21 protein-coding genes are annotated in these 23,775 nt (G+C 47.9%); 14 read left to right on the top strand and 7 right to left on the bottom strand.

What is annotated here, in order from left to right; translation table 11 throughout:
• Nucleotides 1-28: 28 nt before the first annotated feature.
• A complete protein-coding gene (mdh, locus tag Q0852_RS15035; protein ID WP_299019317.1) occupies nucleotides 29-967 on the bottom strand; it encodes a malate dehydrogenase in 939 nt (312 codons plus the stop codon).
• 377 nt (nucleotides 968-1,344) lie between these two features.
• Between mdh and argR the strand changes: the two genes are divergently transcribed.
• The 4 genes from argR (at nucleotide 1,345) to Q0852_RS15015 (ending at nucleotide 6,284) form a co-directional block, all read left to right on the top strand.
• On the top strand, nucleotides 1,345-1,815 hold the full coding sequence (argR, locus tag Q0852_RS15030; RefSeq protein ID WP_299019315.1) for a transcriptional regulator ArgR: 471 nt from the start codon (nucleotides 1,345-1,347) through the stop codon (nucleotides 1,813-1,815).
• Between the two features lie 296 nt (nucleotides 1,816-2,111).
• Complete coding sequence (locus Q0852_RS15025; RefSeq protein WP_299019313.1) at nucleotides 2,112-3,080, top strand: TAXI family TRAP transporter solute-binding subunit; 969 nt, start codon at nucleotides 2,112-2,114, stop codon at nucleotides 3,078-3,080.
• A gap of 130 nt (nucleotides 3,081-3,210) precedes the next feature.
• Complete coding sequence (locus Q0852_RS15020; RefSeq protein ID WP_299019311.1) at nucleotides 3,211-5,793, top strand: TRAP transporter permease; 2,583 nt, start codon at nucleotides 3,211-3,213, stop codon at nucleotides 5,791-5,793.
• Nucleotides 5,794-5,831: 38 nt separating this feature from the next.
• Complete coding sequence (locus Q0852_RS15015; RefSeq protein ID WP_299019309.1) at nucleotides 5,832-6,284, top strand: universal stress protein; 453 nt, start codon at nucleotides 5,832-5,834, stop codon at nucleotides 6,282-6,284.
• Nucleotides 6,285-6,352: 68 nt separating this feature from the next.
• Here the strand turns inward: Q0852_RS15015 and Q0852_RS15010 are convergent, their stop codons facing one another.
• Complete coding sequence (locus Q0852_RS15010) at nucleotides 6,353-6,970, bottom strand: flavin prenyltransferase UbiX (RefSeq protein WP_299019307.1); 618 nt, start codon at nucleotides 6,968-6,970, stop codon at nucleotides 6,353-6,355.
• Between the two features lies 1 nt (nucleotide 6,971).
• Complete coding sequence (gene mpl, locus Q0852_RS15005; protein ID WP_299019305.1) at nucleotides 6,972-8,339, bottom strand: UDP-N-acetylmuramate:L-alanyl-gamma-D-glutamyl-meso-diaminopimelate ligase; 1,368 nt, start codon at nucleotides 8,337-8,339, stop codon at nucleotides 6,972-6,974.
• A gap of 207 nt (nucleotides 8,340-8,546) precedes the next feature.
• Here mpl and fbp point away from each other — a divergent pair, with 207 nt between their 5' ends.
• The 3 genes from fbp to Q0852_RS14990 all read left to right on the top strand — a co-directional run bounded on the left by fbp (nucleotide 8,547) and on the right by Q0852_RS14990 (nucleotide 10,736).
• Nucleotides 8,547-9,563: a class 1 fructose-bisphosphatase gene (gene fbp, locus Q0852_RS15000; RefSeq protein ID WP_299019303.1), complete on the top strand. Its 1,017-nt coding sequence runs from the start codon at nucleotides 8,547-8,549 to the stop codon at nucleotides 9,561-9,563.
• 172 nt (nucleotides 9,564-9,735) lie between these two features.
• Entirely contained in the window at nucleotides 9,736-10,266 is a 531-nt protein-coding gene (gene ppa, locus Q0852_RS14995) for an inorganic diphosphatase (RefSeq protein ID WP_299019301.1), read from the top strand.
• An 89-nt stretch (nucleotides 10,267-10,355) separates the two neighbouring features.
• A complete protein-coding gene (locus Q0852_RS14990) occupies nucleotides 10,356-10,736 on the top strand; it encodes a rhodanese-like domain-containing protein (RefSeq protein ID WP_299019299.1) in 381 nt (126 codons plus the stop codon).
• A gap of 33 nt (nucleotides 10,737-10,769) precedes the next feature.
• Here the strand turns inward: Q0852_RS14990 and Q0852_RS14985 are convergent, their stop codons facing one another.
• From Q0852_RS14985 to Q0852_RS14975, 3 genes are read right to left on the bottom strand one after another with little or no spacing between them, the layout of a single operon-like run.
• Nucleotides 10,770-11,120 carry a gamma-glutamylcyclotransferase gene (locus Q0852_RS14985; RefSeq protein ID WP_299019297.1) on the bottom strand — a complete coding sequence of 117 codons (351 nt, stop codon included), beginning with the start codon at nucleotides 11,118-11,120 and terminating at the stop codon, nucleotides 10,770-10,772.
• 12 nt (nucleotides 11,121-11,132) lie between these two features.
• Complete coding sequence (locus Q0852_RS14980; RefSeq protein WP_299019295.1) at nucleotides 11,133-14,891, bottom strand: translocation/assembly module TamB domain-containing protein; 3,759 nt, start codon at nucleotides 14,889-14,891, stop codon at nucleotides 11,133-11,135.
• Entirely contained in the window at nucleotides 14,888-16,609 is a 1,722-nt protein-coding gene (locus Q0852_RS14975; RefSeq protein ID WP_299019293.1) for an autotransporter assembly complex family protein, read from the bottom strand. The genes Q0852_RS14980 and Q0852_RS14975 overlap by 4 nt, the downstream gene beginning before the upstream one ends.
• Before the next feature lie 174 nt (nucleotides 16,610-16,783).
• Here Q0852_RS14975 and msrA point away from each other — a divergent pair, with 174 nt between their 5' ends.
• Nucleotides 16,784-17,419: a peptide-methionine (S)-S-oxide reductase MsrA gene (msrA, locus tag Q0852_RS14970; protein ID WP_299019291.1), complete on the top strand. Its 636-nt coding sequence runs from the start codon at nucleotides 16,784-16,786 to the stop codon at nucleotides 17,417-17,419.
• A 30-nt stretch (nucleotides 17,420-17,449) separates the two neighbouring features.
• On the opposite strand, the gene Q0852_RS14965 is transcribed toward msrA, so the two are convergent.
• Nucleotides 17,450-17,659, bottom strand: a complete 210-nt coding sequence (locus Q0852_RS14965; protein ID WP_299019289.1) for a DUF1107 domain-containing protein — start codon at nucleotides 17,657-17,659, stop codon at nucleotides 17,450-17,452.
• 322 nt (nucleotides 17,660-17,981) lie between these two features.
• Here Q0852_RS14965 and Q0852_RS14960 point away from each other — a divergent pair, with 322 nt between their 5' ends.
• The 6 genes from Q0852_RS14960 (at nucleotide 17,982) to Q0852_RS14935 (ending at nucleotide 23,333) form a co-directional block, all read left to right on the top strand.
• Nucleotides 17,982-18,533, top strand: coding sequence for a YtfJ family protein (locus Q0852_RS14960; protein ID WP_299019287.1), 552 nt, complete (start codon nucleotides 17,982-17,984; stop codon nucleotides 18,531-18,533).
• A gap of 436 nt (nucleotides 18,534-18,969) precedes the next feature.
• Nucleotides 18,970-19,662, top strand: a complete 693-nt coding sequence (locus tag Q0852_RS14955) for a DUF2796 domain-containing protein (RefSeq protein WP_299019285.1) — start codon at nucleotides 18,970-18,972, stop codon at nucleotides 19,660-19,662.
• Nucleotides 19,663-19,723: 61 nt separating this feature from the next.
• Nucleotides 19,724-20,419, top strand: a complete 696-nt coding sequence (locus Q0852_RS14950) for an ATP-binding cassette domain-containing protein (RefSeq protein ID WP_299019283.1) — start codon at nucleotides 19,724-19,726, stop codon at nucleotides 20,417-20,419.
• The gene (locus Q0852_RS14945) at nucleotides 20,416-21,675 is read left to right on the top strand and encodes an ABC transporter permease (RefSeq protein ID WP_299019281.1); all 1,260 of its coding nucleotides are present in this window, start codon (nucleotides 20,416-20,418) and stop codon (nucleotides 21,673-21,675) included. The genes Q0852_RS14950 and Q0852_RS14945 overlap by 4 nt, the downstream gene beginning before the upstream one ends.
• A gap of 11 nt (nucleotides 21,676-21,686) precedes the next feature.
• Nucleotides 21,687-22,169, top strand: coding sequence for a DUF3299 domain-containing protein (locus tag Q0852_RS14940; RefSeq protein ID WP_299019279.1), 483 nt, complete (start codon nucleotides 21,687-21,689; stop codon nucleotides 22,167-22,169).
• Nucleotides 22,170-22,439: 270 nt separating this feature from the next.
• Nucleotides 22,440-23,333: a TIGR03899 family protein gene (locus tag Q0852_RS14935; protein ID WP_299019277.1), complete on the top strand. Its 894-nt coding sequence runs from the start codon at nucleotides 22,440-22,442 to the stop codon at nucleotides 23,331-23,333.
• The last annotated feature ends 442 nt before the right edge of the window (nucleotides 23,334-23,775 follow it).

The raw sequence follows: 23,775 nt of genomic DNA, 5'->3' as shown, positions 1-23,775 counted from the left end.
CTGGCCGCAGTTTTAGTCTTTATAAAACTTACTGCGCTGCGAATGCTTCACCCTTGGCAATATCACCATGTAGCGTCTCTAGCATGCCTTCCAGTGCCTCTTGTTCAAAAGCACTCAGCGTACCGTAATCCATCACTTCTTCTACACCCTCTTTACCCAGTAATACAGGCTGAGCAAAGAAGCGTGCATGCTGACCGTCACCTTCGACATAAGCACACTCAACAACACTTTCTTCACCCTGAAGGGCACGAACTAAAGCAAGGCCGAAACGGCATGCCGCCTGACCCATAGACAGTGTCGCAGAACCGCCACCAGCTTTCGCTTCAACAACTTCAGTGCCGGCATTCTGAATACGCGGAGTCAAAGACTTGATCTCTTCTTCAGTAAACTCAACACCTTCAACCTGAGAAAGCAGAGGAAGAATCGTCACACCGGAGTGGCCTCCAATCACAGGAACTCGAACCTTACCTGGATCAACCCCCTTAAGCTCGGCAACAAAAGTCTCAGAACGGATAACGTCCAGTGTCGTCACCCCAAACAGTCTACGCTTATCATAAACGCCTGCTTTTTTCAGTACCTCAGCCGCAATCGCAACCGTGGTGTTAACCGGATTGGTAATAATACCGACACACGCTTTCGGACATACTTCCGCAATTTTTTCTGCCAGCGACTTAACGATACCAGCATTCACATTGAACAGATCTGCACGATCCATGCCAGGCTTACGTGCGACACCTGCAGAAATAAGAACAACATCAGCACCCTCCAGCGCTGGCGTCGGATCTTCTCCACCATAACCTTTGATCGAAACTGGTGTTGGAATATGGCTAAGATCAGCAGCGACACCCGGTGTTACCGGAGCAATATCATACAATGCCAGATCAGAACCTGCTGGCAGACGGTTTTTTAATAGCAGGGCTAGAGCCTGGCCAATACCGCCAGCAGCGCCAATTACAGCAACTTTCATGTTCGTTCTCCTTTACGATAGAAGTATATTTTTTTCAGACCTAATACCAATTCACATAAAATCACAGTTCACCTAAGGCTATGATTTTATGTGAATGATAGAAATGACGTTATAGCAAGCCCCTGCTAAATACAATTAAACCCAACCAGCTTTGCGAAGTCACGCAGAACGCAAAACAAAAAACGTTACATCTGTATAACATTCTGGTTTTTGTGTAGCAGAGCGACATGAAAATAAAAGGAGGTTTCCAGCCATAACTATTCAAAACCAACCACAATTAAAGTGATGCACACGCCAGTTTACGTGCACACTGTTTGCTACCTGCCAAAAGGTTATGCCAGAATACAGCACCTCGTCCCTGTACATGAAATTTACTTATGCGTAATTCAGATAAACAAGAACGCTTAATCAAAGCATTCAAAGCCATTCTAAAAGAAGAAAAATTCAGCTCCCAAGGTGAAATTGTTGATGCCTTGAAAGCTCAGGGGTTCGACAATATCAACCAGTCAAAAGTCTCTCGCATGCTGACTAAGTTCGGCGCGGTTCGCACCCGTAATGCAAAGATGGAGATGGTTTACTGCCTGCCCGTTGAGCTTGGTGTACCAACTACCAGCAGCCCGCTAAAAGAACTCGTCATGGAAATCGGCTTCAACAGTGCGCTGGTTGTTATTCATACCGGTCCGGGTGCTGCACAGGTTATCGCTCGACTATTAGACTCCCTTGGTAAAGCCGAAGGTATTCTGGGCGTAGTCGCAGGCGACGATACCATCTTTATTACCCCGACCAACACCATCACAACTGAAAATCTATACGACTCCGTATGCGAGCTTTTTGACTATAGCAACTAAGCAAAACACCTGATCCTCTCTCTCAGCAAATGAGAGAGAGCTCACAATAAGACAAACTTTTGCGATCAGCACAAAAAAAAACGACAAGTATTTGATTGCTAAAAATAATTATTCCTTCCCAACACTTATTCCCTGCATATTATCCAGCACTTTTCAGTAATTAATTGTTAACGTGATTTTAATTTTTGTGTTTTCTTTTGCTATCCTCGTTTTGATTTCCTTAATCAAATATGCCTTTTCCATCGATGGAAAATGTTTCCGTAACTGGAGATAACAACAATTAGTAAGGGACAAACATGGCATTCAAACAACTTGTAAAAATCAGTGCCTTAGCCGCTGCAGTCATCACTAGCGGCATGGCCAATGCCCAAAACTTCATCACAATTGGTACCGGTTCCGTCACTGGTGTTTACTATCCGACTGGCGGTGCTATCTGTAAGCTGGTCAACAAAGATCGCAAGCAACACAATATCCGCTGCTCCGTCGAATCCACAGGCGGTTCAATCTATAACGTTAACACCATGCGTGCCGGTGAGCTGGACTTTGGGATCGTCCAGTCCGATTGGCAGTACCATGGTTACAACGGTACCAGTAAATTTAAAAAACAAGGCCCATACAAAAAACTCCGTGCCGTATTCTCACTACACACCGAACCATTCAACATCATTGCTCGTACTGATTCAGGCATCGAAAACGTGGATGATCTGAAAGGCAAACGCATCAATATCGGTAATCCTGGCTCTGGCGACCGTGCGACCATGGGCGTGGTCATGGATGCCATGGGCTGGACTAAGGCCGACTTCAAACTGGCCTCAGAATTAAAAGGTTCCGAACGTTCTCAGGCTCTGTGCGACAACAAAATCGATGCCTTCGTCTATGTCGTCGGCCACCCGAACGGCTCTATCAAAGAAGCAACGACCTCCTGTGCTGCTAAGCTGGTTTCAACAACAGGAACAGCCATCGACAAGATTGTTACCGACAATCCATACTACGCTAAAAGCACCGTGCCAGGCGGTATGTACAAAGGCACAGATAAAGACGTGAACAGCTTCGGTGTTGCCGCAACACTGGTCTCCTCCACCGAGGTCTCTGATGACGTAGTCTATGCCGTTGTAAAATCAGTTTTTGAAAACTTCAGCACCTTCAAACGCCTACACCCAGCCTTCGCTAACCTGAAGCCTGAAGATATGGTGAAAAGCGGTTTGTCCATCCCGCTGCACCCTGGTGCGGTACGCTATTACAAAGAAGCAGGTTACCTAAAGTAACCTCACGAAATAGAGCAATAACGACATATTGCCAACCATGCGCCGCAACAGCGGCGCATGGTGTTTCGCCTACCTAATAAAAACAACAAACAACTTAATAATTACCTCGCCCATCTAAAAAGGATTATGCATGACGAAGACAACTAAAACGTCGGCAGATGTGCAGGATATGGTGGCCCAGGCTGATACTGGGGCAAGGGATCCTGTCGGAATGGCTGGACGTCTCCTGTGGCTCATCCCACTCTGTTGGTCTCTGTTCCAACTTTGGTACGCCTCACCATTACCATTTGTTTTTGACTTTGGGGTATTGAACGATACCGAAGCCCGTTCCATTCACCTGGCATTTGCGACCTTTCTCGCTTTCACTGCCTACCCAGCTCTAAAACACTCTCCCCGTGACCGAATTCCAGTTATAGACTGGATACTGGCATTAATGGGAAGCTTTTCCGCGGCGTATATCTATCTCTTTTATACTGACCTCGCAGAACGTTCTGGGGCACCAACCTTTTTTGACATTGTAATAGCCGTTACCGGTATGGTGCTGCTCCTTGAAGCAACCCGTCGGGCCCTCGGCCCACCGCTGATGATCGTCGCAGCAGTATTTTTACTTTACACCTTCGGCGGCCCTCACATGCCGGATGTGATCGCCCACAAAGGGGCCAGCCTTAACAAGGCTATGTCACACCTGTGGCTAACGACTGAAGGAGTATTTGGTATAGCCCTTGGGGTATCAACCTCATTCGTATTCCTGTTTGTGCTGTTCGGTGCCATGCTGGAACGTGCCGGTGCCGGTGCCTACTTCATCAAAGTTGCCTTCTCCCTGCTTGGCCATATGCGTGGCGGACCAGCTAAAGCGGCTGTTGTGGCTTCCGGCCTATCCGGCCTGGTCTCTGGTTCATCCATTGCCAACGTAGTTACTACTGGCACCTTTACCATCCCGTTGATGAAAAAAGTCGGTTTCCCCGGCACCAAAGCAGGAGCCGTTGAGGTAGCCGCTTCGACTAATGGTCAGCTAACACCGCCTATCATGGGGGCGGCAGCCTTTCTGATGGTCGAATATGTTGGTATTTCCTATGTCGAAGTTATCAAAGCCGCCTTACTGCCGGCCCTGATCTCCTATATTGCCCTGCTCTACATTGTTCATCTAGAAGCCTGCAAAGCAGGAATGACCGGGCTGAAACGCCATTACAAACCTACCCTGGCGCAAAGCCTGCTGTCATTTAGCGGCACGATACTCGGCCTGATCGTGATCAGTGCTGCTGTTTACTATGGCATCGGCTGGACCAAAGATGTTTTCGGCGCAGCCGCCACCCCGATCATCGCCATACTGATCCTGATTGCCTACGTTGCACTGATCCGAGTATCCGCTAACTACCAAGATCACTTGATGGAAGACCCAAATGAAGAGCTCACAGATGTACCGGCTCCCGGCCCAACCATTAAATCTGGACTGTACTTCCTGTTGCCCATTGTTGTCTTAGTCTGGTGCCTCACCGTTGAACGTTTCTCTCCGGGACTATCGGCCTTCTGGGCGACTATCTTTATGATATTTATCCTGCTGACTCAACGACCTTTACTGACAGTGTTCAACAAAGAAAAAACCATCGCTGAAGCAACGGTCGAAGGTGGTGTCGATCTATTGGAAAGCCTTGTCTCCGGAGCCCGGAACATGATTGGTATCGGTGTTGCAACCGCTGCCGCCGGGATTGTTGTCGGGGTCGTAACCCTGACCGGTATAGGGCTGGTCATGACGGAGTTCGTTGAGTTCATCTCCGGCGGTAACATCATATTAATGCTGCTGTTTACTGCTGTGATTAGTCTGATTCTGGGAATGGGGCTACCAACTACCGCCAACTACATTGTTGTTTCAACCTTGATGGCTCCGGTCATCGTCACCCTCGGAGCACAAAGCGGCCTGATCATCCCGCTGATCGCTGTCCACCTGTTCGTGTTCTACTTTGGCATTCTGGCTGATGATACCCCGCCGGTAGGCCTCGCCGCTTTTGCCGCTGCGGCAATAGCCAAAAGCGATCCAATCCGCACCGGTATCCAGGGCTTTACCTATGATATCCGTACTGCCATTTTGCCATTCATGTTCATCTTCAATACTCAATTGCTGATGATGAATATCGATACATGGTGGCACCTGCTACTCACTGTCAGCTCGGCGATCATTGCCATGCTTACCTTCTCGGCGGCCACCCAAGGATGGTGGTTTACCAAAACCAAATGGTGGGAAGTTGTGGCATTGCTGCTGATAACCTTCTCATTGCTCCGTCCGGGTTTCTGGTGGGATATGGTCTATCCACAAAAACATGAAATGCCCGGCGTACTGATCGCCGATGCTGCCGACAAGCTGGCTATCGGACAACCGCTGGAGATTCAGGTTAAAGGTGAAAACCTTGAAGGCAAGATAGTCAACAAACATGTGTTACTGCCGTTTAACGAAGACGCAATCACCCCAGAAGAGCGAATCGCCTCCACGGGTCTGATGCTTCGTCAGGAAGACGACAAAATGCTGGTCGATCTGGTTGAATTCGGCAGCCCGGCAGAGGCCGCAGGCATCGACTTTGACTGGGAGATCACTACAGTCAGCCTACCTGCGGTCAGGCCGCTGAAAGAGTGGGTCTTCATCCCAACCCTCATATTGCTCGGCGCTCTTGGCTGGAACCAACACCGCCGAGCCGAAAAAAAATCACAGGCTAAACTATAGGGAGAGCCTCTCTCCCTTTCTAAACTAAAGAGAATAATATGTATAAACAGATTTTAGTGCCCGTTGATCTGAGTGAAGAGGGATTTGCAGACAAAGCTGTTGAGCAAGCGGTCTGGCATGCCAAGTACGCCAATGCCACTATCCACCTGCTCTATGTCTTACCCGGCATTCACATGTCTATGGTATCAAGCTATTTCCCCAAGGATGCGGCGCGGAAAATGATGCAAGATGCCCAGCACCAGTTAAAGGTATTTGCCACTAAGCATATCCCGGAACAAATTGTTCACCACCAACACATTACGGAAGGAAAGCCCTGGGCGACAATCTTAGAAAATGCCGCAAGAATTGGCGCTGATTTGATCATCCTGCCAAGCCACAAACGCTCCAGGTTGGATAAAGTCATGCTGGGCTCTGTGGCATCCAAAGTGGTAGAAAACTCCCCCGTCAATGTATTAGTGATCAAGCCTCAGGCTTACCTGAACGACGAATAGTTCATAGACCCAAACATAAAGAAGCCCGCAAAACGCGGGCTTCCTTGTATCTGTTTACTAATAAGCAGTTATCGGCGCTGATCATAGCCCCAGCGAGGAACCAATCCCTGCTCGACACCCAGATGGTCCAGGATCCGTGCGACCATGAAATCAACAAGATCTTCAATGTTTTCAGGCTGATGATAAAAACCAGGTGCCGCAGGCATAATCGTCACCCCCATCTTCGACAACTTGAGCATATTTTCCAGATGTAGGGTCGAAAATGGCGTCTCACGCACCACCATCAGCAACTGCCCACGCTCTTTGAGGACAACATCCGCCGCTCGCTCCAGCAAATTATCAGACATCCCATGTGCGACCGATGCCAGCGTACCAGCCGAGCAAGGACATACCACCATCTGTTTCGGTGCCGCCGAACCGGATGCTACAGGAGAGAACCAGTCTTCCTTGCCGCAAACCTTCAGATTACTAGCATCACAATTCAGGTGTTCAACCAATGCCTGCTTCGCTGCATCCGGACCTGATGGTAGCTTTAAGCCATGTTCCGTCGCCAGTACCACCCGTGCCGCAGATGAAATCAGCAAGTACACCTGATAATCTGCCGCCAACAAACACTCCAGCAAACGCAGCCCATAAGGCGCCCCGGAGGCACCTGTCCAGGCAAGAGTAATTCGCTTATCTGACATGCTACTTATCACCTTCCGACTGCGCCAATGCTGCCAACAGCTTGTCATGAATACCACCGAACCCACCGTTGCTCATCACCAGGATATTATCTCCCGGACGAGCCGCCGCAACGATTTTCATCACCAGCTTGTCCAAATCAGTATCCGTTACCGCCAGCTGGGTACACGCCTTCGCAATCTCATCAACCGACCATGGAATATTATCCGGCTGGTAAATAAAGACCTCGTCCGCAGCCCGTAAAGCCGGGGCCAAATCCTGCTTATGAACTCCCAGCTTCATGGTATTCGAACGCGGCTCCAGCACTGCTAAAATACGCTCACTCCCCACTTTGGCACGTAAGCCACCCAGTGTTAGCTCAACCGCTGTCGGATGATGGGCAAAATCATCATAAACCCGGATGCCGTTTTGCTCACCTTTCAACTCCAGACGGCGCTTGGTATTGATAAATTTTCCAAGAGACTCACAGGCTAAATCCGGCGTCACACCCACATGGCGGGCCGCCGCAATAGCCATTAGAGCATTACTAACATTGTGATCACCCACCAGCTCCCAGCGAACCGTACCAACCTGCTTGCCATCTAAGAAAATGTCAAACTGACTGCCATCCTCAACCAACTTACAAGCCTGCCAATGGCCGTCCTCTCCTGTGTATTCGAGTTCACTCCAGCATCCCATATCCAAGGTTTGCTGCACATTATCGACATTATTCGGTGCCAGGATCCGACCATTACCCGGCACAGTCCGCACCAGATGGTGGAACTGACGCTGGATCGCTTTCAAATCATCGAAAATATCTGCGTGATCGAACTCAAGATTGTTGATCACCAATGTTCGTGGTCGATAATGAACAAACTTCGAACGCTTATCGAAAAAAGCGCTATCGTATTCGTCCGCCTCAACGACAAAGAACATACTTTCACCTAACCGTGCAGAAACACCGAAGTTTCCAAGCACACCGCCAACCAGAAACCCTGGCTGATAACCACAATCTTCCAGAATCCATGCCAGCATACTGGCCGTCGTTGTCTTACCGTGGGTGCCGGCCACTGCGAGCACCCAGCGATCATGGAGCAGAATTTCCTGCAGCCATTGCGGTCCGGAGGTATAGCGCAAGTTATTGTTCAGCACATACTCCACACAAGGGTTACCGCGGCTCATGGCATTGCCAACAACCACCAGGTCCGGTGCAGGATTTAATTGTGAAGGATCGTAACCTTGAATAATTTCAATACCTTGAGATTCAAGCAAGGTGCTCATCGGGGGATATACATTGGCATCACAGCCCGTCACTTTATGGCCTAACTGGCGAGCAAGAATCGCAGCTCCGCCCATAAATGTGCCGCAAATTCCTAGAATATGGATATGCATAACTGTCGGCTCACTGGTTTAATTCTGTTAATTTCACGCTTACTGGTTACTTCAGTACCATAAAAAAGATCTTTATATACAATTCTTTATACGCAAATTGTACACACAATAACAGGCTACAAAGCCAAACTTGGTACTGAAATGGTCCGTTAGAGACATTGTACCTGACTTAACTGCCCCAATGACAACATGATGCAAGGATTGTATATGCCCGATATTAGAACCCTGGGTGAGTTCATTGTCGAGAAACAGACCGACTTCCCCCATGCCAGCGGCGAGCTTTCCTCTCTGCTTGGCTCAATCAAACTGGCGGCTAAGATCGTCAACCGCGAAATCAACAAAGCAGGGCTGGTTGATATTACCGGCTCGGTTGGCGGCCAGAATGTTCAAGGAGAAGAACAGCAAAAGCTTGATGTCTACGCCAATGAAAAATTCAAAGCTGCCCTGGAAGCCCGAGATCAGGTATGCGGTGTCGCCAGTGAAGAAGAAGACGAGGCAGTCGCCTTCAATAAAGAGCTCAACCGTAACGCGAAATACGTCGTTTTGATGGATCCACTGGATGGTTCTTCGAATATTGACGTAAACGTTTCCGTTGGTACTATCTTCTCGATTTACCGCCGGGTATCACCGGTTGGCACTCCACCAACGCAGGAAGATTTCCTTCAACCCGGACACCGACAAGTAGCAGCCGGCTATATCATTTACGGCTCATCGACCATGCTGGTATACACCACCGGCAACGGAGTCCATGGCTTTACTTATGATCCTTCGCTGGGCGTATTCTGTCTCTCCCACGAAAACATGCGGATCCCGGAAGACGGCCAGATCTACTCGATCAACGAAGGTAACTATATCCGCTTCCCGATGGGGGTGAAAAAGTACATCAAGTTCTGTCAGGAAAATGCGCCGGAAGATAATCGCCCGTATACCTCCCGCTACATTGGCTCTTTAGTTGCAGACTTCCACCGTAACCTGCTTAAAGGCGGTATCTACCTGTACCCAAGCACAGCGACCCACCCAAAGGGCAAGCTACGCCTGCTGTATGAGTGCAACCCGATGGCCTTCCTGATTGAACAGGCTGGCGGTTCAGCTTCCGATGGCAAAATCCGCATCATGGATCTAAAACCGACTGAACTCCACCAGCGAGTACCGTTCTTTGTTGGCTCAACCAATATGGTTCGCAAGGTAGAAAGCTTCCTCGAAACCTTCCCAGACGGTGAGTAACCACTCACCAACAGGCTGCTCCGGCAGCCTGTTTTTTATCAGCCACTCTTTCCAACCCCATCCCCTCTTGCTCAATGACACAGGTTACAAAATAGACAACCCGTTAACGAAGTTGGTATTATAATTTCTCACATCATCAACAATTAGTTAACTTACCAATAAGGAAGACATCATGAGCCTTAATCAGGTCCCTGCAGGAAAGGACATCCCTGAAGATATCTATGTTGTTATTGAGATACCGGCCAATGCTGATCCTATCAAGTATGAAATTGACAAAGACACCGGTGCCGTCTTTGTTGACCGTTTCATGGCAACGCCAATGTTTTACCCATGCAACTATGGCTATGTAAACCATACTCTCTCACTTGATGGCGATCCGGTTGATGTATTAGTTCCAACTCCTTATCCGCTACAACCAGGCTCAGTGATCCGTTGTCGCCCAGTCGGTGTACTCAAAATGAGTGATGAATCAGGTGAGGATGCCAAAGTCGTCGCTGTCCCACACAGCAAACTAAGCAAAGAGTATGACCACATCCAGGACATCGGTGATCTTCCAGAACTACTCAAAGCACAAATCACCCATTTCTTTGAGCGTTACAAAGAACTGGAAGCGGGAAAATGGGTAAAAGTGGATGGTTGGGAAGATGCCGCAGCAGCAAAAGAAGAAATCCTGGCTTCGTATAAGCGGGAACAAGAGAAGTAACTGAAATATAATCTTCTGAAATATAAGCTTCGCTCCCTGGTATTGGGCCCGGGAGCGATGGCCATAAAATAAAAGGCTAACAAAGCAATATGCGAAGCATTTTAAGTCAACCTCTGCTATTTAGTTTCCTATTTGCCTTCTCCGCTCAGGCAGAAGTCGTCACTCCCGAACAATTTTGGCAGGAATTCCAACAATACCCACCAGGGCAACCACTGATCATTGATGTCAGAACCAATGAGGAATTTATAACAGGTCATTTACCTCAAGCCATCAATATTCCCCACCAAGATATCAGTAAACTGACCACTTTCGCGAAAGATAAAACCCAGCCTATTTTTATCTATTGCCGCTCCGGCCGCCGCTCTGAGATAGCAGAAAATGCTATTGCTGAACTGGGTTATAAGCACATCTATAACGGTGAGAGCTATGAAACTCTCCAGACAAGTATGCCGGCAGCTCTGAACAAATAAATCATCAAGTCCAACTTCCCCCCCTTTGTTTTCTTACTTCTGGCACCAATCACCACTTCTGATTTCCGGAAGCTGCGAAACAGATAAGCGATATAAGTAGATCCAAGCCTGCCCATAGTCAGTTTCTACCAACTCGCGGGTATACTCTTGCGGATACTCTTCCAGCTCATCGAGCGCCGCAAACATATCGTCATCAATTTCATACACTTCCCCCACCAGAGGCCTGCTTTCATCCCGGCATTTTACCGCTGCCGGATAGAGGCCGAGATCATACAGCCAAAAACCACATGTCAGCCTGGCGGGCCCGAGCAGAGAGGCTTGACGGAGGAAGTGATGGTTCGACTCTCCTGCCCGCAACGTGCCATAAACAAACACTCGAGTCATGGCAAAACCCGCCTATTTAATTTCAAACTGATACAGCAAGTCGGCAGCACTATCCAGGCCGGAGACCACCTCCACATACAGATCTTTCATAAGACGATAGCGCACAGTGAATTCACCGATCGAATCAAAGATCCCGACCCCGTATTTCACCTGTAAGCCCGGCGCGATATAACCACTGATGGTCACCTGTGAATCCTGACCCGAGCCAGTGGTATCCAACGCTAAATCCTGTACACCAAACGCTTCACCAACATCACCCACCAGCTTACCGCTTCGGGCCAGTCCCATGCTGATCAATGCCGTGGTCATCGCATCGCCACTATTAGCCGACTCACTATCGAGGTTTTTACCTCGCAGCAGATAAGACAACGCATTTTGTTGTGCCATAGCGGGATCTGAGAATATTTCCACCGATGGTTCATCCGCTGGGCCATTGACCCGAATGCCGGCAATCACATCATCCTCGACATTATCCGGATCCCGAATTGCCTCAATGGCCAGGTAAGGCTGATCTGCCGGGCCATTAAACAGGATCTGCCCTTTGCGTATCACCAGCTCCTGGCCAAATGAACGATAAGTACCTTTTTGCAGGTTCACCTCACCGTATACCATCGGCCCTTTATCCCGTTGGCGTACATTTAGCCCACCAATTAATTCCGACTTCAGACCGAAAGCCGACAGCTTGACATCATCACCAATCTTAACCTGCACATTGGTTTTCACTTCAAACGGAATGACGGGCTCATCTTCGATTGGCTGCAAATCGCCGGTCAGCAGAACTTCATCGTCCGACACGGATACCGCAGATTCCGGAAGCTGATCGACAGTGATCCGCCCCCATGGAATCGCCACACTCCCGGTGATTTCGGCATATTTAGGCGATGCCTTAATTGTCAGATCCGGGGTGACTTTCATAGCCAACAGCGGTGGCATATGAAGCTCCAGCTCCTTGCCATTAATCCTCAGCTGGCTTTTCCAGTTTTCCAGCTCTTTCCAGTCCGCATCACCTTTAAGTCGCAACATGCCATCCGGTGTGACAATATCGCCGCTGACGGTCGCAGTATATCCCTTAAACGTCGCAGAAATATCTGCCTGTTCGACATCCAGCGGAACCTGACGGCCTAACGCTTCAATCTTAGTCACCCTCAGCAAACCGGTTACTGCCGGATGCATCACCAGGCCGCTCACCTCAAGATTCGCATCCACCTCACCATCAAAATGGTGGTAACCCTTCACCAGAGGTTCAAGGACCCCCAGCGTCATACGATCAATATTCAGGTTTGCCGCTAACTGCTGCTCACCGGTCAGTTGGGTTACGCGAGCCCGTCCCGACACATCGCCGTTATTTCTTATGCTGATGAGCCAGTCGGCATTCAGCACACCCTGCTTCATCTCTGCATTCAGCGTTATCTGATCCCATCCCACTTTTAATGGTTTGGCCTCGGAATCGTCCTGCTGGCTTACCTCACCTTCAGGCAAAGTGATCCTGGCTTTTAGATAAGGGGAAGCACCTGAGGTCCAGGTCGCCTCCAGATTGGCACCAAGTTCTCCGCGAAGCTCTATGGCCTCCGGCATGTAAGGTGCAATCAGGTCAAAATCAAAATTGTTGACCGCCACTTTTGCATGCCCTGATGTCCCGGCTTCTAAAGCTTCAATCAGACACAGGGAGGCACCTTTCTGCTCCCAACAGTGTCGGTCAACATTAGCCAGTTGATTTTTAAAACCATACCCAAGCTTGGTCGGACGATTCAAACGCCACAGCCCCACTTCAGTTTCAAAGACACCCTTCTGCAGGATTCCCTGCCAACCTGTCTTACGATCCAGCTTACCGGCCAAGCTAAGCTCGGCACTGACAGGCTCGGCATCCATGTCCAGAGACAAATTATGCTTCGATTCTGAGCCTTTAAAAACCAGCGCCAGCTTACCCAGCTTGAAGTCATCAAATTCCCCGTCAGCCGCAGTCAGGTTAATATCAGCCTTCAGCTCTGGCAGCGGTGTGACCCGCCCTTTCAGTACAAAACGCTGCAGTGATGCCTGTTCCTGCCACCCCAGGCTCTCACCGTCCAACTGCAGGCGAATATCCGGCTCGGTCATCTTGCCACTCAGTTCCAGGTCGCCCTGAACCTTGCCTCTCAATCCCGGCAATGATTGCGCCAAATCAGGTGCATTCACCTGCGCCGTCAACGCCCAGACTTTATTCAATGTCCCTTTTGCCGTCAGACCATTTGGTCCGTGCTGTAACCGAAGTCGCTCCGTTGCCAGCTTAATATCTCCCTTTCCGGCTCGATCGGAGGCGTCCAGCTGACCTTTCAGCGTAAAGGTTTTATCCAGCACCACACCGTCAATATCGAGCTCCGGCAACTTAACGAACCAGCCTCCTTTTTGGATTAACCCACCGGACGTTCTCAGCTTACCGCTAAGATCCCCTTTGGCTTCAGGCCACTCTAATCCCGGCTGAATATGATTGAACTCCAACTCTCCCTGCCAGTTAACCAAATCTTTCCAGCTAGCCTTAGCTTTCCCGGTAACCTGACCGCCCAGCGAATCAACCACTAGCCTGTTAAGTGCGACCTGGGTTAAATCCCCCTTCCCCTTTAGCTTGGCGGCCACTGGCGGCATTGGAACACCATCGACCTTGGTTATCGCTTCAAACTGGTAGCCCTGAAGATTACCTGCCGCTGTGATCTTGGTATCAGAAATTTCAAACTCCGGTTTATTGTCAACAGGCCACTGAAGGTGATTACTCGACAAACGAAGATCAAATGGCAGTTGCGGATCAAGTGGCGAGAGCTGCCCACTCAACAGGGCATCCAGTTTTCCTTTCAGGCTAGCATCCAAAGATAATGTAGCAACAGAACCATCAGCCTTTAACGCAAGCTGATGTCCCTGTAACGGTGCCATTTCAATATCCACCATGGCATTAAGAGTCAGCGGATAATCGCCGGATAATGACACTTCGCCACTGGCATCCAGCTTAGCCTGTGGGATATCCAGCACCAGTTTACTCAGCGTCACATCGCTACGTTCGGCGGTTCCCACCAGATCCAACAACGCCACTTGCTGAGGCACTTCACCATTCAGCTTGAAATCTTTAACTGTAAACCGCTGAATATCTACGGATAAAGGCAGCACAACTTCCGGCATAACAAGCGGTTCACTGCCATTCGATTCTGCGGATGGTGGCGGGTTATCTTCCGGGGTGGCCGGAGCAAGTGTGAGAGCTATCCCCTGCCAATCTGTTGGTTTGAGGATCAGATGACTGTCAGTCATTTCTGCGGCAGTCGAGAACTGCTGCCAGTTGATTTGATTACCCAGAATATCCAGCCCGATGTCATCCAGACGAAGACGCACCACCCGGATAGGTACCGGCATCGCAATCTCTGTTACAGGTTCATTATCAGCCTCAGAGGCTTCTGGTTCCGGTGATGAAGGTGATACAAGCGGGAGCTCGGGCATAGCAAAACGAACTCCCGTAATCCCAAGCTCTTTAACACAAACCGCAGGCTCCAGCAGGCAGGCGTCATCAATGATCAGAGAAAGCCTGTCGGCAGCCAGGTCAATCGGCGAGTCCTGATAGCGAACCTGCTCCAGAACAAACCCCCGCAACAAACTACCGGAAGTGTTAGTAACAGATAACGCAGGTAAAGCCTTTTCAGCTCCCCACACAGCGACTTTCACCCCCGCAGGGGTATAGAGCAGAACCGCCAGAGCAATGACCAAACACAATAGCAGGACAAGCAGACCTAATGAGATACGCTTTACCCAAATCATATTTCAGGCCCCAAAATAAAGTGGATCTGGAACTTGTCCGTTGCCTTATCAAGTCCCCATGCAAAATCCAGGCGGATAGGTCCAACTGGCGACGCCCAACGGACGCCGCCCCCCGTTCCCCGTTGCCAGTCGGGACTATCAATCCAGGCCGAACCATAATCATAGAAAGCCGCCGCCCACCAGTCTCCATAAATGCGATACTGATATTCCAGTGTCGAGGTCAGCATATATTTCCCCCCTCGCAGCTCATCTTTACTGTCTCTCGGCCCAATAGAGTCATAGCTATAACCCCGAAGACTGTTATCCCCCCCGGCAAAAAAGCGCAATGACGGTGGTACATCTTCAATTGTTTCGGCAATGGTGGCACCACCATCAACCCTCAGTAATCCACGATGATCCTTCCCGACACTTCGAATCCAGGCCGAGCGTCCACGAAAACGGACCAGGCGGGTATCGGAGCCAATAGCTGGATCTGAATATTCAACCGCGATCAGTTGTTTATCCCCCCAACTCGGCATCGCTCCGCCTCGCGCGCGGGTTTTGCTATAGCTGATCCCTGGCAATACCATCCGGAGTACACCTTCTTCTTCTGCCCCCTGCTTATAATTCTCGTAAAGATAACGGATAGAGGCGACCCGCTTCCAGCCGGATTCCAGTTGCCAGTGACGTTCAACACCTATGCTTGTCTCGGTGCTGATGGTGTCGTGATTATCAACATAACGAATCCCGCCGACTACCTGGTAGTAATCATTCAATACATCATCAAGAGGAATTTTATAAGTTGCTTCGATCTTAGGTTGGACCTCAGAAATTTCAGTTTTAACACTGAGGCTATGACCGCGACTGTTAAACCAGGGCTTACGCCAATTAAACTTCAATCGCATCCCGGTATCGGTGGAATAACCGATACCAGTTTCAAACTGGTTTCTGACTTGAGGCTCAACCACCACATTGACGGGGATCTTATCGCCCTCAATATTTGCCATATCACCGCCGACAAAAATCGACGAAAACCAGCCGACATTGGACAACCGCTGGTTGAATACACCCAAGCTTGATGCAAGGTATGGCTCACCTTCTTCGTAAGGGATCAGTGATTGCAGGCGATCTTCTTCTATCTGGCTACCGGTAAACAGAGTCTCACCAAAACGGTAACGGGTGCCGGCGGCATATTCGATAGTGATGAAGGCTTCATTACGGCTAGGAACAACTGCTAACTCGCTTTTTTTCAGTTCAGCGTCAAAATAGCCCTTACGCAATGCAAGGCTTTGAAGAGATGACTTGAAGGATTCATATTTACCGTGATTGAGCGTTTTATCCAGGCCAAGGCCGCTTTTCCTGACCAGCGCAATAAAATCAGGATCATCTTGGGCCATACCGGTGATCTGGATATCACTCTTGACGATCTTCGTTTTAGGCCCCGGATCAACAGTCACCTTCAGCTTTGTCTCCTCCCCATCTTTATCGACACGATAAGAAAAAGTTGGCTGATAGCGTCCCAGCGCCTTTAATGCATCACGGATTTCCTCTTCCAGCTGCTCACGAAAACGCAGCGAAATACTGTAATCTTCTTTAGGAATCGCCGAGACATAAGCCTCGACATTTTCTTGCAGACTTCCTTTCAGCCCCTTAATGGTCAATGTGGTTTCCGCCAATCCCGGCGAAGAAACAACAAGAACAATCACAGTAAGGCAAAACCGCTTCAACTTCTTTTTCATTCTTATTTAGCTTCACTAATCAGAGCTTTATTGTTCTTTATTTGCGCATATCCCTAATGATGACAAAGGGCAGCTAGAACTGCCAACAATTAATAAAGGTAAATTCCACAATATTGAATGTCGGCTGGGATTCCTCTACTTTCTTTGTACAGACAGCGTAAAAAGGAACGAACAATGTCCACGAAAAAAACCATGATGATCACGCCGGAAGTGGCACTGATAGGAAGAGCAACCCCCATCCTTCCAACCCAGGTCCATGCCGTGAATGGCACCCTGCTCAGTGACGATAAACCGGAAGGAATTGAAGAAATCATTATCGGAATGGGCTGCTTCTGGGGAGCTGAACGATTGTTCTGGCAACAACATGGCGTTTACAGTACTTCAGTAGGCTATAGCGGCGGCTTTACCCCAAATCCGACCTACCAAGAAGTCTGCACCGGTAAAACCGGACATACAGAAGTAGTACGGGTATTGTTTGAACCTTCAGAAGTATCACTAAAGGAATTGCTTTCCTTGTTTTGGGAAAACCACGATCCAACTCAGGGGATGAGGCAAGGAAATGATACCGGCACCCAATACAGATCTGCTATTTATGCCAGCTCTAACGCCCAGCTTGAGCAAGCTAAATTGAGTAAAGAGCGCTATCAGGAAGCCTTGTCAGTACAGAAAATTCCACACCCAATCACCACTGAGATAGCGCTTGCAGGTAATTACTATTTTGCCGAGGAATACCACCAGCAATATCTGGCTAAGAATCCCAACGGTTATTGTGGACTTGCCGGAACAGGAATCTGTCTACCTCCAGAATAACCTCCAGTAGAGCCGGAGCCTCTGCTCCGGCTACACCACCTCCGCGGCCAGTAGCTGTATTTCTTTATTTACTTCAGAGAATACCCCCAGCACTTTTTTGTCCTGACGTTTTGGTGGTAACAAGCGGCCACAATCAAACTCAAAACCTCCCACGCCGACAATAAACAAGCGACCGCGGAAGTAACTTTTCACATAACGTGCAACCTGATTCGGACGGTATTGTTTGAATATTCTAAGCATATATCCCTCGCTCAACTGATATTGCTATAGATCTTGCCATATCGAATATGTTTCAACCCTCACTAAAATTAAAGCAACTTACTTGCCAAATTTAGCTTAATGTCCCTAAATAACCTGTCGAAACCAATCATCACTGTAGAACAAATAATGCTACAGTGCGTAAAAAATTAACCTCAAATTTGATTGATTCTGCGTTTTTGTCGCTCAATAACAAAACCATAGTTTTTTAGTGATTCAGATCGAGAATTTGAAGCTGGTTCAACCAGTTCTTTTACATTGCACTAAGATAATGTAGCGTTTAATGAAAAATGGAATAAATACAATGAATAAGAAGCCCTTGATTGCTTTACTGGCAGCATTTTTACCATGTCTGGCTAACGCTCATACCCTTCACGTCGGCGAGCAATTACCGACAACCTCTGTCTCTGATAAAGGGGAAATAGTGATAAAAGGGGATGATGTTGCCTACCAGAATTGGAACAGTGCACAACTTACCGGTAAAGTTCGGGTTATACAGGCAATCGCCGGCCGTAGCTCAGCTAAAGAAATGAATGCCGAAATGATCCAGGCAATTAAAGACGCTGATTTCCCTCAAGACAAGTACCAGACTACCACCATTATCAACCAGGACGATGCTATCTGGGGTACTGGAGGTTTTGTGAAATCCTCAGCAGAAGATAGTAAACGTGAATTCTCTTGGTCATCCATGGTGCTGGATGCAAACGGTGAGGTTCGTACAACTTGGGAACTCCAAGAAGAAAACTCTGCCATTATTGTTTTGAATCAGCAAAGCCAGGTATTGTTTGTCAAAGAAGGCAAGTTAAGCCCTGGAGAAATCGAGCAAGCAATGAACTTAGTTAAAAGCAATTTGTAACAATTCCTTTTAATCCAAGTCCCTTAGCAACAAAGCCATGACTGACGCTAAAAAGTAATGTTATATTATTACAATTGTGGCGCAGTGATGGCTTTCTTTTTAAACGTGTTTCATTTCAAACTCCGGTGGTCCCACCTTTGTATAATACTTTGTATCGGACTGATCGCTATGATCGGACCGATTTCTGTATTGCACAAATTTGAAATTGACAGCAGCCACCATCACCTACAAGAATGCAGCGTTTGCCATCTGGTACATGATGTGACAAGCGCTCCTGAACTGGCGTTCTTGCCTTTCTCTGCTCCTGAACGCCACACCCCGACCAGCCTCCCCCTTAAAGGTCACAGGCTACCCTCTCCGCCACTGGCGAGAGCGCCTCCGATAACAACCTGAATCTAATCTATTGAACTATATTTATTTTTAGACAGGAGTTATCATGCCTTTTCCATACCGTCTTTCTCAGTGTGCCCTACTAATCGGCACTATTACACTTTCTACCTCTGTCGTTGCGGAAACGTCTTTCTGTCAACATGATGCCCACGTACACGGTGTTGTCGAGCTTAATATTGCTCAGGACGGCAAAGACCTACTCATGGAGATCACCGCACCAGGATCGGATGTCGTCGGTTTTGAGCACACCCCGTCAAATGAGCAACAACAGCAAGCACTAGAAAATGCAGTTCGACAACTCAAGAATACAAATTCACTATTTGCCTTTACAAGCTCGGCAAATTGCCAACTGACAGAGGCACAGATTACTGAAACCCTGACCGCTCATAATGACCACGCCCATAAACACCATGATGGTCATGAGCATGATGAACACGATCATGAGCATGATGAACACGATCATGAACACCACGACGGTCATGAGCATGATGAACACGATTATGAACACCACGACAGTCATGAGCATAATAAACTCGGTCATGACCACGAACACCATGCACATGGCGAGTTTTCAGCCCAGTACACATTCAGCTGTGACAATATCGAGCAGCTAAAAGAACTACAGGTAAGTTGGTTCAAGCACTTTCCAAACACTGAAAAAATTACAGTTCAGGCCATTACCGAATCCAGTCAAAAAACGGAACAACTTACTGCGAGCAGTACCCAGTTTAAGTTCTAAATACAGCCCGATATAAAAAATCAGTGATGGCGGAGGCAACCCCTCCGCCTTAGGAAACCCAATGAACGTGATAGAACTGAGCAACCTGCAATTTAGGTGGCCAAAGCAAACAGCTAACCTGCTCGATATTCCATCCCTGAGCGTTAGAAAGGGAGAAAAAGTATTCCTGAAAGGCCCAAGCGGAAGCGGAAAATCAAGCCTACTCAGCTTGCTGGCCGGGATCACGCAGCCAACATCCGGTGAAATCAACTTGCTTCAGCAACCATTCAGCCGACAAAAACCAACCCAGAGAGATAAATTTAGGGCAAACCACATCGGCTATATTTTCCAAATGTTTAACTTGCTGCCTTATCTTTCTGTCATAGATAACATCCTGCTACCTTGCCGTTTTTCTAACCAACGTAAGCGTCAGGTCACTGGAAGTATGGAGCAGGAAGCCAAACGGCTACTCAGCCAACTCCATTTACCCCTCGAGTGCCTGGAAAGACCAATTAACGAACTCAGTATCGGTCAGCAACAACGCGTTGCCGCTGCCAGAGCGCTTATTGGCAAACCCGAACTTCTAATTGCCGACGAGCCAACTTCAGCACTGGATCATGATAGCCGAGAAGCATTCATCCAACTCCTGATGGCAGAGTGTGAACAAGCTAACACCACCCTGCTTTTCGTCAGCCATGATGAAACACTCGAGTCACTATTTGATCGCAGCATTGCCCTGAACGACATCAACAAAGCAACAAGGGAGAACCGTCAATGACCGCTATCTTCCGACTGGCATGGCAAAGCCTGGCCAACCGCAAGACGACTGCACTGCTGACCCTACTGACTGTTGCAATTTCAGTCACCCTTCTACTGGGTGTCGAAAGGGTTCGCACTCAGGCAAAATCAAGCTTTGCCAATACGATTTCCGGTACGGACTTAATCGTGGGTTCCCGTTCCGGCCAAGTTAACTTGCTACTTTACTCTGTATTCCGTATCGGTAATGCCACCAACAATATCGACTGGAAAAGCTATCTGGAGCTCAGTCAGCACCGCTCGGTAAAATGGGCAATACCTATCTCACTTGGTGATTCTCACCAAGGCTACCGCGTTATCGGTACCAATGACTCCTACTTTTCCCATTATCAATATGGTAAAAAACAGCCTCTGAACTTTGCGACCGGACACCATTTTACGGGGTTGTTCGAAACGGTTCTTGGCGCAGAAGTTGCAAAAAAACTTAACTACCAACTCAACGACGAAATCATTATTGCCCATGGTATTAGCGATAAGTCATTCAACCGTCACGATAACCTACCATTCAAAGTTGTTGGTATCCTTGAACCAACCGGTACACCCGTCGATCGAAGCGTTCATGTTTCCTTAGAAGCCATCGAAGCAATCCATGTTGGGTGGGAATCCGGAGCCAGACTAGGTCATACACCTAATGCCGAAGTACTGAAAAAGAATCAATTCGAACCCAAACAAATCACAGCATTTATGCTTGGGCTCAATTCAAAAGTGCAAACTTTTGCTTTGCAACGCTATATCAACACCTATAACAAAGAACCGCTAAGTGCCATAATGCCAGGTATTGCCCTTCATGAACTATGGGGAATGATGTCAATTGCCGAGCAGGCTCTGTTAATCGTTTCTGGATTCGTGGTGATCGCCGGGCTATTAGGTATGTTGACCAGCCTGTTGACCAGCCTGAATGAAAGACGGCGGGAAATGGCGATACTACGAGCCATGGGAGCAAGGCCTAGTCATATATTCTTCCTGCTAATTAGTGAAGCCACTGTCCTGACCGCTATCGGTATCGGACTTGGTATCACCTTACTCTATAGCTTCATGACTATAGCCCAGCCTATAATCCAGCAACAGTTCGGGCTATATATAGAAATAACCACGCCGACTTCCTATGAGCTGACTTTGCTTGGTATCGTCCAAATGGCAGGAATTATGGTAGGAATCATTCCGGCCCTTCGGGCTTATCAACATTCTCTGGCAGATGGCATGACCATTAAAGTTTAAAGGAATACAACATGAAGAAATGGTTAATCGTTCTATTTTGCTGGCTACCATTGTTCGCACATGCCAGTGATGTATTAAAACTAGACTGGCTCGATTTGATACCAGAAAAGGAAAGAGAACAATTCAGTCAAAATACCATGCCCCTGCTCCGCCATGATGGCGATGCAGCCAGGCAAACAATGATTGGAGGGGTTCGCAACGAACTCAACGGAAGCAAGGTGAAAATACCCGGTTTCGTGATCCCTCTGGAAGGTGATGATAAAGTCGTGACCGAGTTTTTATTAGTACCTTACTTTGGAGCCTGCATTCATGTTCCGCCACCGCCACCAAATCAGATCATCTACGTGAAGTTTGAAAAAGGAGCTCCAATCCAAGAGCTCTGGGATGTAGTTTATGTTGTCGGTACATTACAAACCCAGCATATTAGCCATGATATGGCCGAAGTAGGCTACCTGCTACAAGGAATGGCACTAGAAGAGTACGATGATATGTAATTCTTTCGTATCACTATCACCTTAACTTAAAAGACTGGTTTACTTTGTTTCTTATCTTAAATGTATGTAGCAAGGTAAACCAGAATTGTGGCATAACCTAAAACCAACAGCACATCCATTAACCTCTTGCCGAATTTATTCATCAGCATCTCCTTAAAGCTCCCTTCGCCAACAAATCTAACCATCCCTTAACACAAAAGTCACGCATATTGCCAAGCTATAGTGTCAGCTGGTAAAACTATAACTAGTCATATCAACTATGAGCCCACTATGAATCAGGAAAAAAAGGAAGTCCCAGTAGATACTCCTGCAGTACCTGCCGTAAATACCAATAAAGAGGACAATAGCAGTCATATAAGAAGCAGCCGGACACGAACCAAAGATATAGCAACCCAATACGCAATTGCGCACCTCATAACTAATGATCCAGATAGAGATTTAGCAGAAAGAACGACATACAGACTACAAAAGGAAACCCAACACCAGCAGGAAAACCTAGAACGTATCTTCAAGCTAGCTTACGACAGCTGCAGTGATGAAACTGCCGGAGATCCCGACCCTGACTGGCTATATCACTTTTCCTGCCTTGCCAGAAACATCCGTAATGCCTCAATGCAAAAGCTATGGAGCCGAATCCTCAAGCAAGAAATCATTTCGCCTGGCTCAACCTCATTAAAAGCCCTCGACACACTAAAAAATATGACGCAGCGTGAAGCGCAGATCTTCCATAGAGCTTGTATCCTTACCTGTCATTTCGGTAATGACAACAGTAAAAAGTTACTTACCAGTATAAAGGCCCGCCATGGAGGCTTATCTCTGTTTCGCTCCCCATCAACCGATAAACTGGCATTAGGAAATTTCCAACTTCCCTACTCTAACTTACTCGTTCTAATGGATTTAGGCTTATTACTTCGTAGCGAACTAGAATCCGGAGAAATCAGCATCGAATCCCCCCTCGCTTTTGGCTATCAAGACACAAATTATCTATTAAGACCAATTAAAAAAGGCATTACCTTAACCTATTACCGCCTATCTCCCACCGGCCAGGAGATTGCCAATTTACTAGGTACAAGAAACAACGAATCTTACAAAGAAAGCCTGCTGGAGCTACTCTGTAAACACTTCATAGTCGAACAAGGGGCTGGCAGCCAAATCAATATCTAGCTAATACGAAGCATTGGGAGTACTTATACCAATCTGAACAATAATCTGATCCAATCAGAGCGTTTTCAGACGCTAGAGAACAACCTAAATTGATGAAAGATATAGTGGCTCTTTTGGGGCCGTTATCGAGCGACTGAAACGCTCCCGAAGGGCGAGTTTAAAAGGTACAGCTACTGTGTAGCTTGATTTTGATGGATATGAATACACCTAAAATCAAGTGCCTTGTATATGTGCTTTTTCATTCTCGCTGATAGGCCAGATTATTATTCAATTTGGTATCAGATTAGTAGAACTACCGTTCCACTCAGAGCCTTTACCCAAATTTCAGACGTAAAAAAGCCCGAGTCTTTCAACTCGGGCTTAGTATAAGTGGCGGAGCGGACGGGACTCGAACCCGCGACCCCCGGCGTGACAGGCCGGTATTCTAACCAACTGAACTACC

The sequence above is a fragment of the uncultured Photobacterium sp. genome, from assembly GCF_947502415.1.
Classification (GTDB): domain Bacteria; phylum Pseudomonadota; class Gammaproteobacteria; order Enterobacterales; family Vibrionaceae; genus Photobacterium.
Note: the sequence above shows the minus strand (reverse complement) of the source record. Positions and strands in the feature narration are given on the sequence as shown.

What these genes read in the sequence shown, in the direction of transcription:
- mdh (WP_299019317.1), bottom strand. Translation starts at nt 967, where the DNA reads ATGAAAGTTGCTGTAATTGGCGCTGCTGGCGGTATTGGCCAGGCTCTA.
- argR (WP_299019315.1), top strand. Translation starts at nt 1,345, where the DNA reads ATGCGTAATTCAGATAAACAAGAACGCTTAATCAAAGCATTCAAAGCC.
- Q0852_RS15025 (WP_299019313.1), top strand. Translation starts at nt 2,112, where the DNA reads ATGGCATTCAAACAACTTGTAAAAATCAGTGCCTTAGCCGCTGCAGTC.
- Q0852_RS15020 (WP_299019311.1), top strand. Translation starts at nt 3,211, where the DNA reads ATGACGAAGACAACTAAAACGTCGGCAGATGTGCAGGATATGGTGGCC.
- Q0852_RS15015 (WP_299019309.1), top strand. Translation starts at nt 5,832, where the DNA reads ATGTATAAACAGATTTTAGTGCCCGTTGATCTGAGTGAAGAGGGATTT.
- Q0852_RS15010 (WP_299019307.1), bottom strand. Translation starts at nt 6,970, where the DNA reads ATGTCAGATAAGCGAATTACTCTTGCCTGGACAGGTGCCTCCGGGGCG.
- mpl (WP_299019305.1), bottom strand. Translation starts at nt 8,339, where the DNA reads ATGCATATCCATATTCTAGGAATTTGCGGCACATTTATGGGCGGAGCT.
- fbp (WP_299019303.1), top strand. Translation starts at nt 8,547, where the DNA reads ATGCCCGATATTAGAACCCTGGGTGAGTTCATTGTCGAGAAACAGACC.
- ppa (WP_299019301.1), top strand. Translation starts at nt 9,736, where the DNA reads ATGAGCCTTAATCAGGTCCCTGCAGGAAAGGACATCCCTGAAGATATC.
- Q0852_RS14990 (WP_299019299.1), top strand. Translation starts at nt 10,356, where the DNA reads ATGCGAAGCATTTTAAGTCAACCTCTGCTATTTAGTTTCCTATTTGCC.
- Q0852_RS14985 (WP_299019297.1), bottom strand. Translation starts at nt 11,120, where the DNA reads ATGACTCGAGTGTTTGTTTATGGCACGTTGCGGGCAGGAGAGTCGAAC.
- Q0852_RS14980 (WP_299019295.1), bottom strand. Translation starts at nt 14,891, where the DNA reads ATGATTTGGGTAAAGCGTATCTCATTAGGTCTGCTTGTCCTGCTATTG.
- Q0852_RS14975 (WP_299019293.1), bottom strand. Translation starts at nt 16,609, where the DNA reads ATGAAAAAGAAGTTGAAGCGGTTTTGCCTTACTGTGATTGTTCTTGTT.
- msrA (WP_299019291.1), top strand. Translation starts at nt 16,784, where the DNA reads ATGTCCACGAAAAAAACCATGATGATCACGCCGGAAGTGGCACTGATA.
- Q0852_RS14965 (WP_299019289.1), bottom strand. Translation starts at nt 17,659, where the DNA reads ATGCTTAGAATATTCAAACAATACCGTCCGAATCAGGTTGCACGTTAT.
- Q0852_RS14960 (WP_299019287.1), top strand. Translation starts at nt 17,982, where the DNA reads ATGAATAAGAAGCCCTTGATTGCTTTACTGGCAGCATTTTTACCATGT.
- Q0852_RS14955 (WP_299019285.1), top strand. Translation starts at nt 18,970, where the DNA reads ATGCCTTTTCCATACCGTCTTTCTCAGTGTGCCCTACTAATCGGCACT.
- Q0852_RS14950 (WP_299019283.1), top strand. Translation starts at nt 19,724, where the DNA reads ATGAACGTGATAGAACTGAGCAACCTGCAATTTAGGTGGCCAAAGCAA.
- Q0852_RS14945 (WP_299019281.1), top strand. Translation starts at nt 20,416, where the DNA reads ATGACCGCTATCTTCCGACTGGCATGGCAAAGCCTGGCCAACCGCAAG.
- Q0852_RS14940 (WP_299019279.1), top strand. Translation starts at nt 21,687, where the DNA reads ATGAAGAAATGGTTAATCGTTCTATTTTGCTGGCTACCATTGTTCGCA.
- Q0852_RS14935 (WP_299019277.1), top strand. Translation starts at nt 22,440, where the DNA reads ATGAATCAGGAAAAAAAGGAAGTCCCAGTAGATACTCCTGCAGTACCT.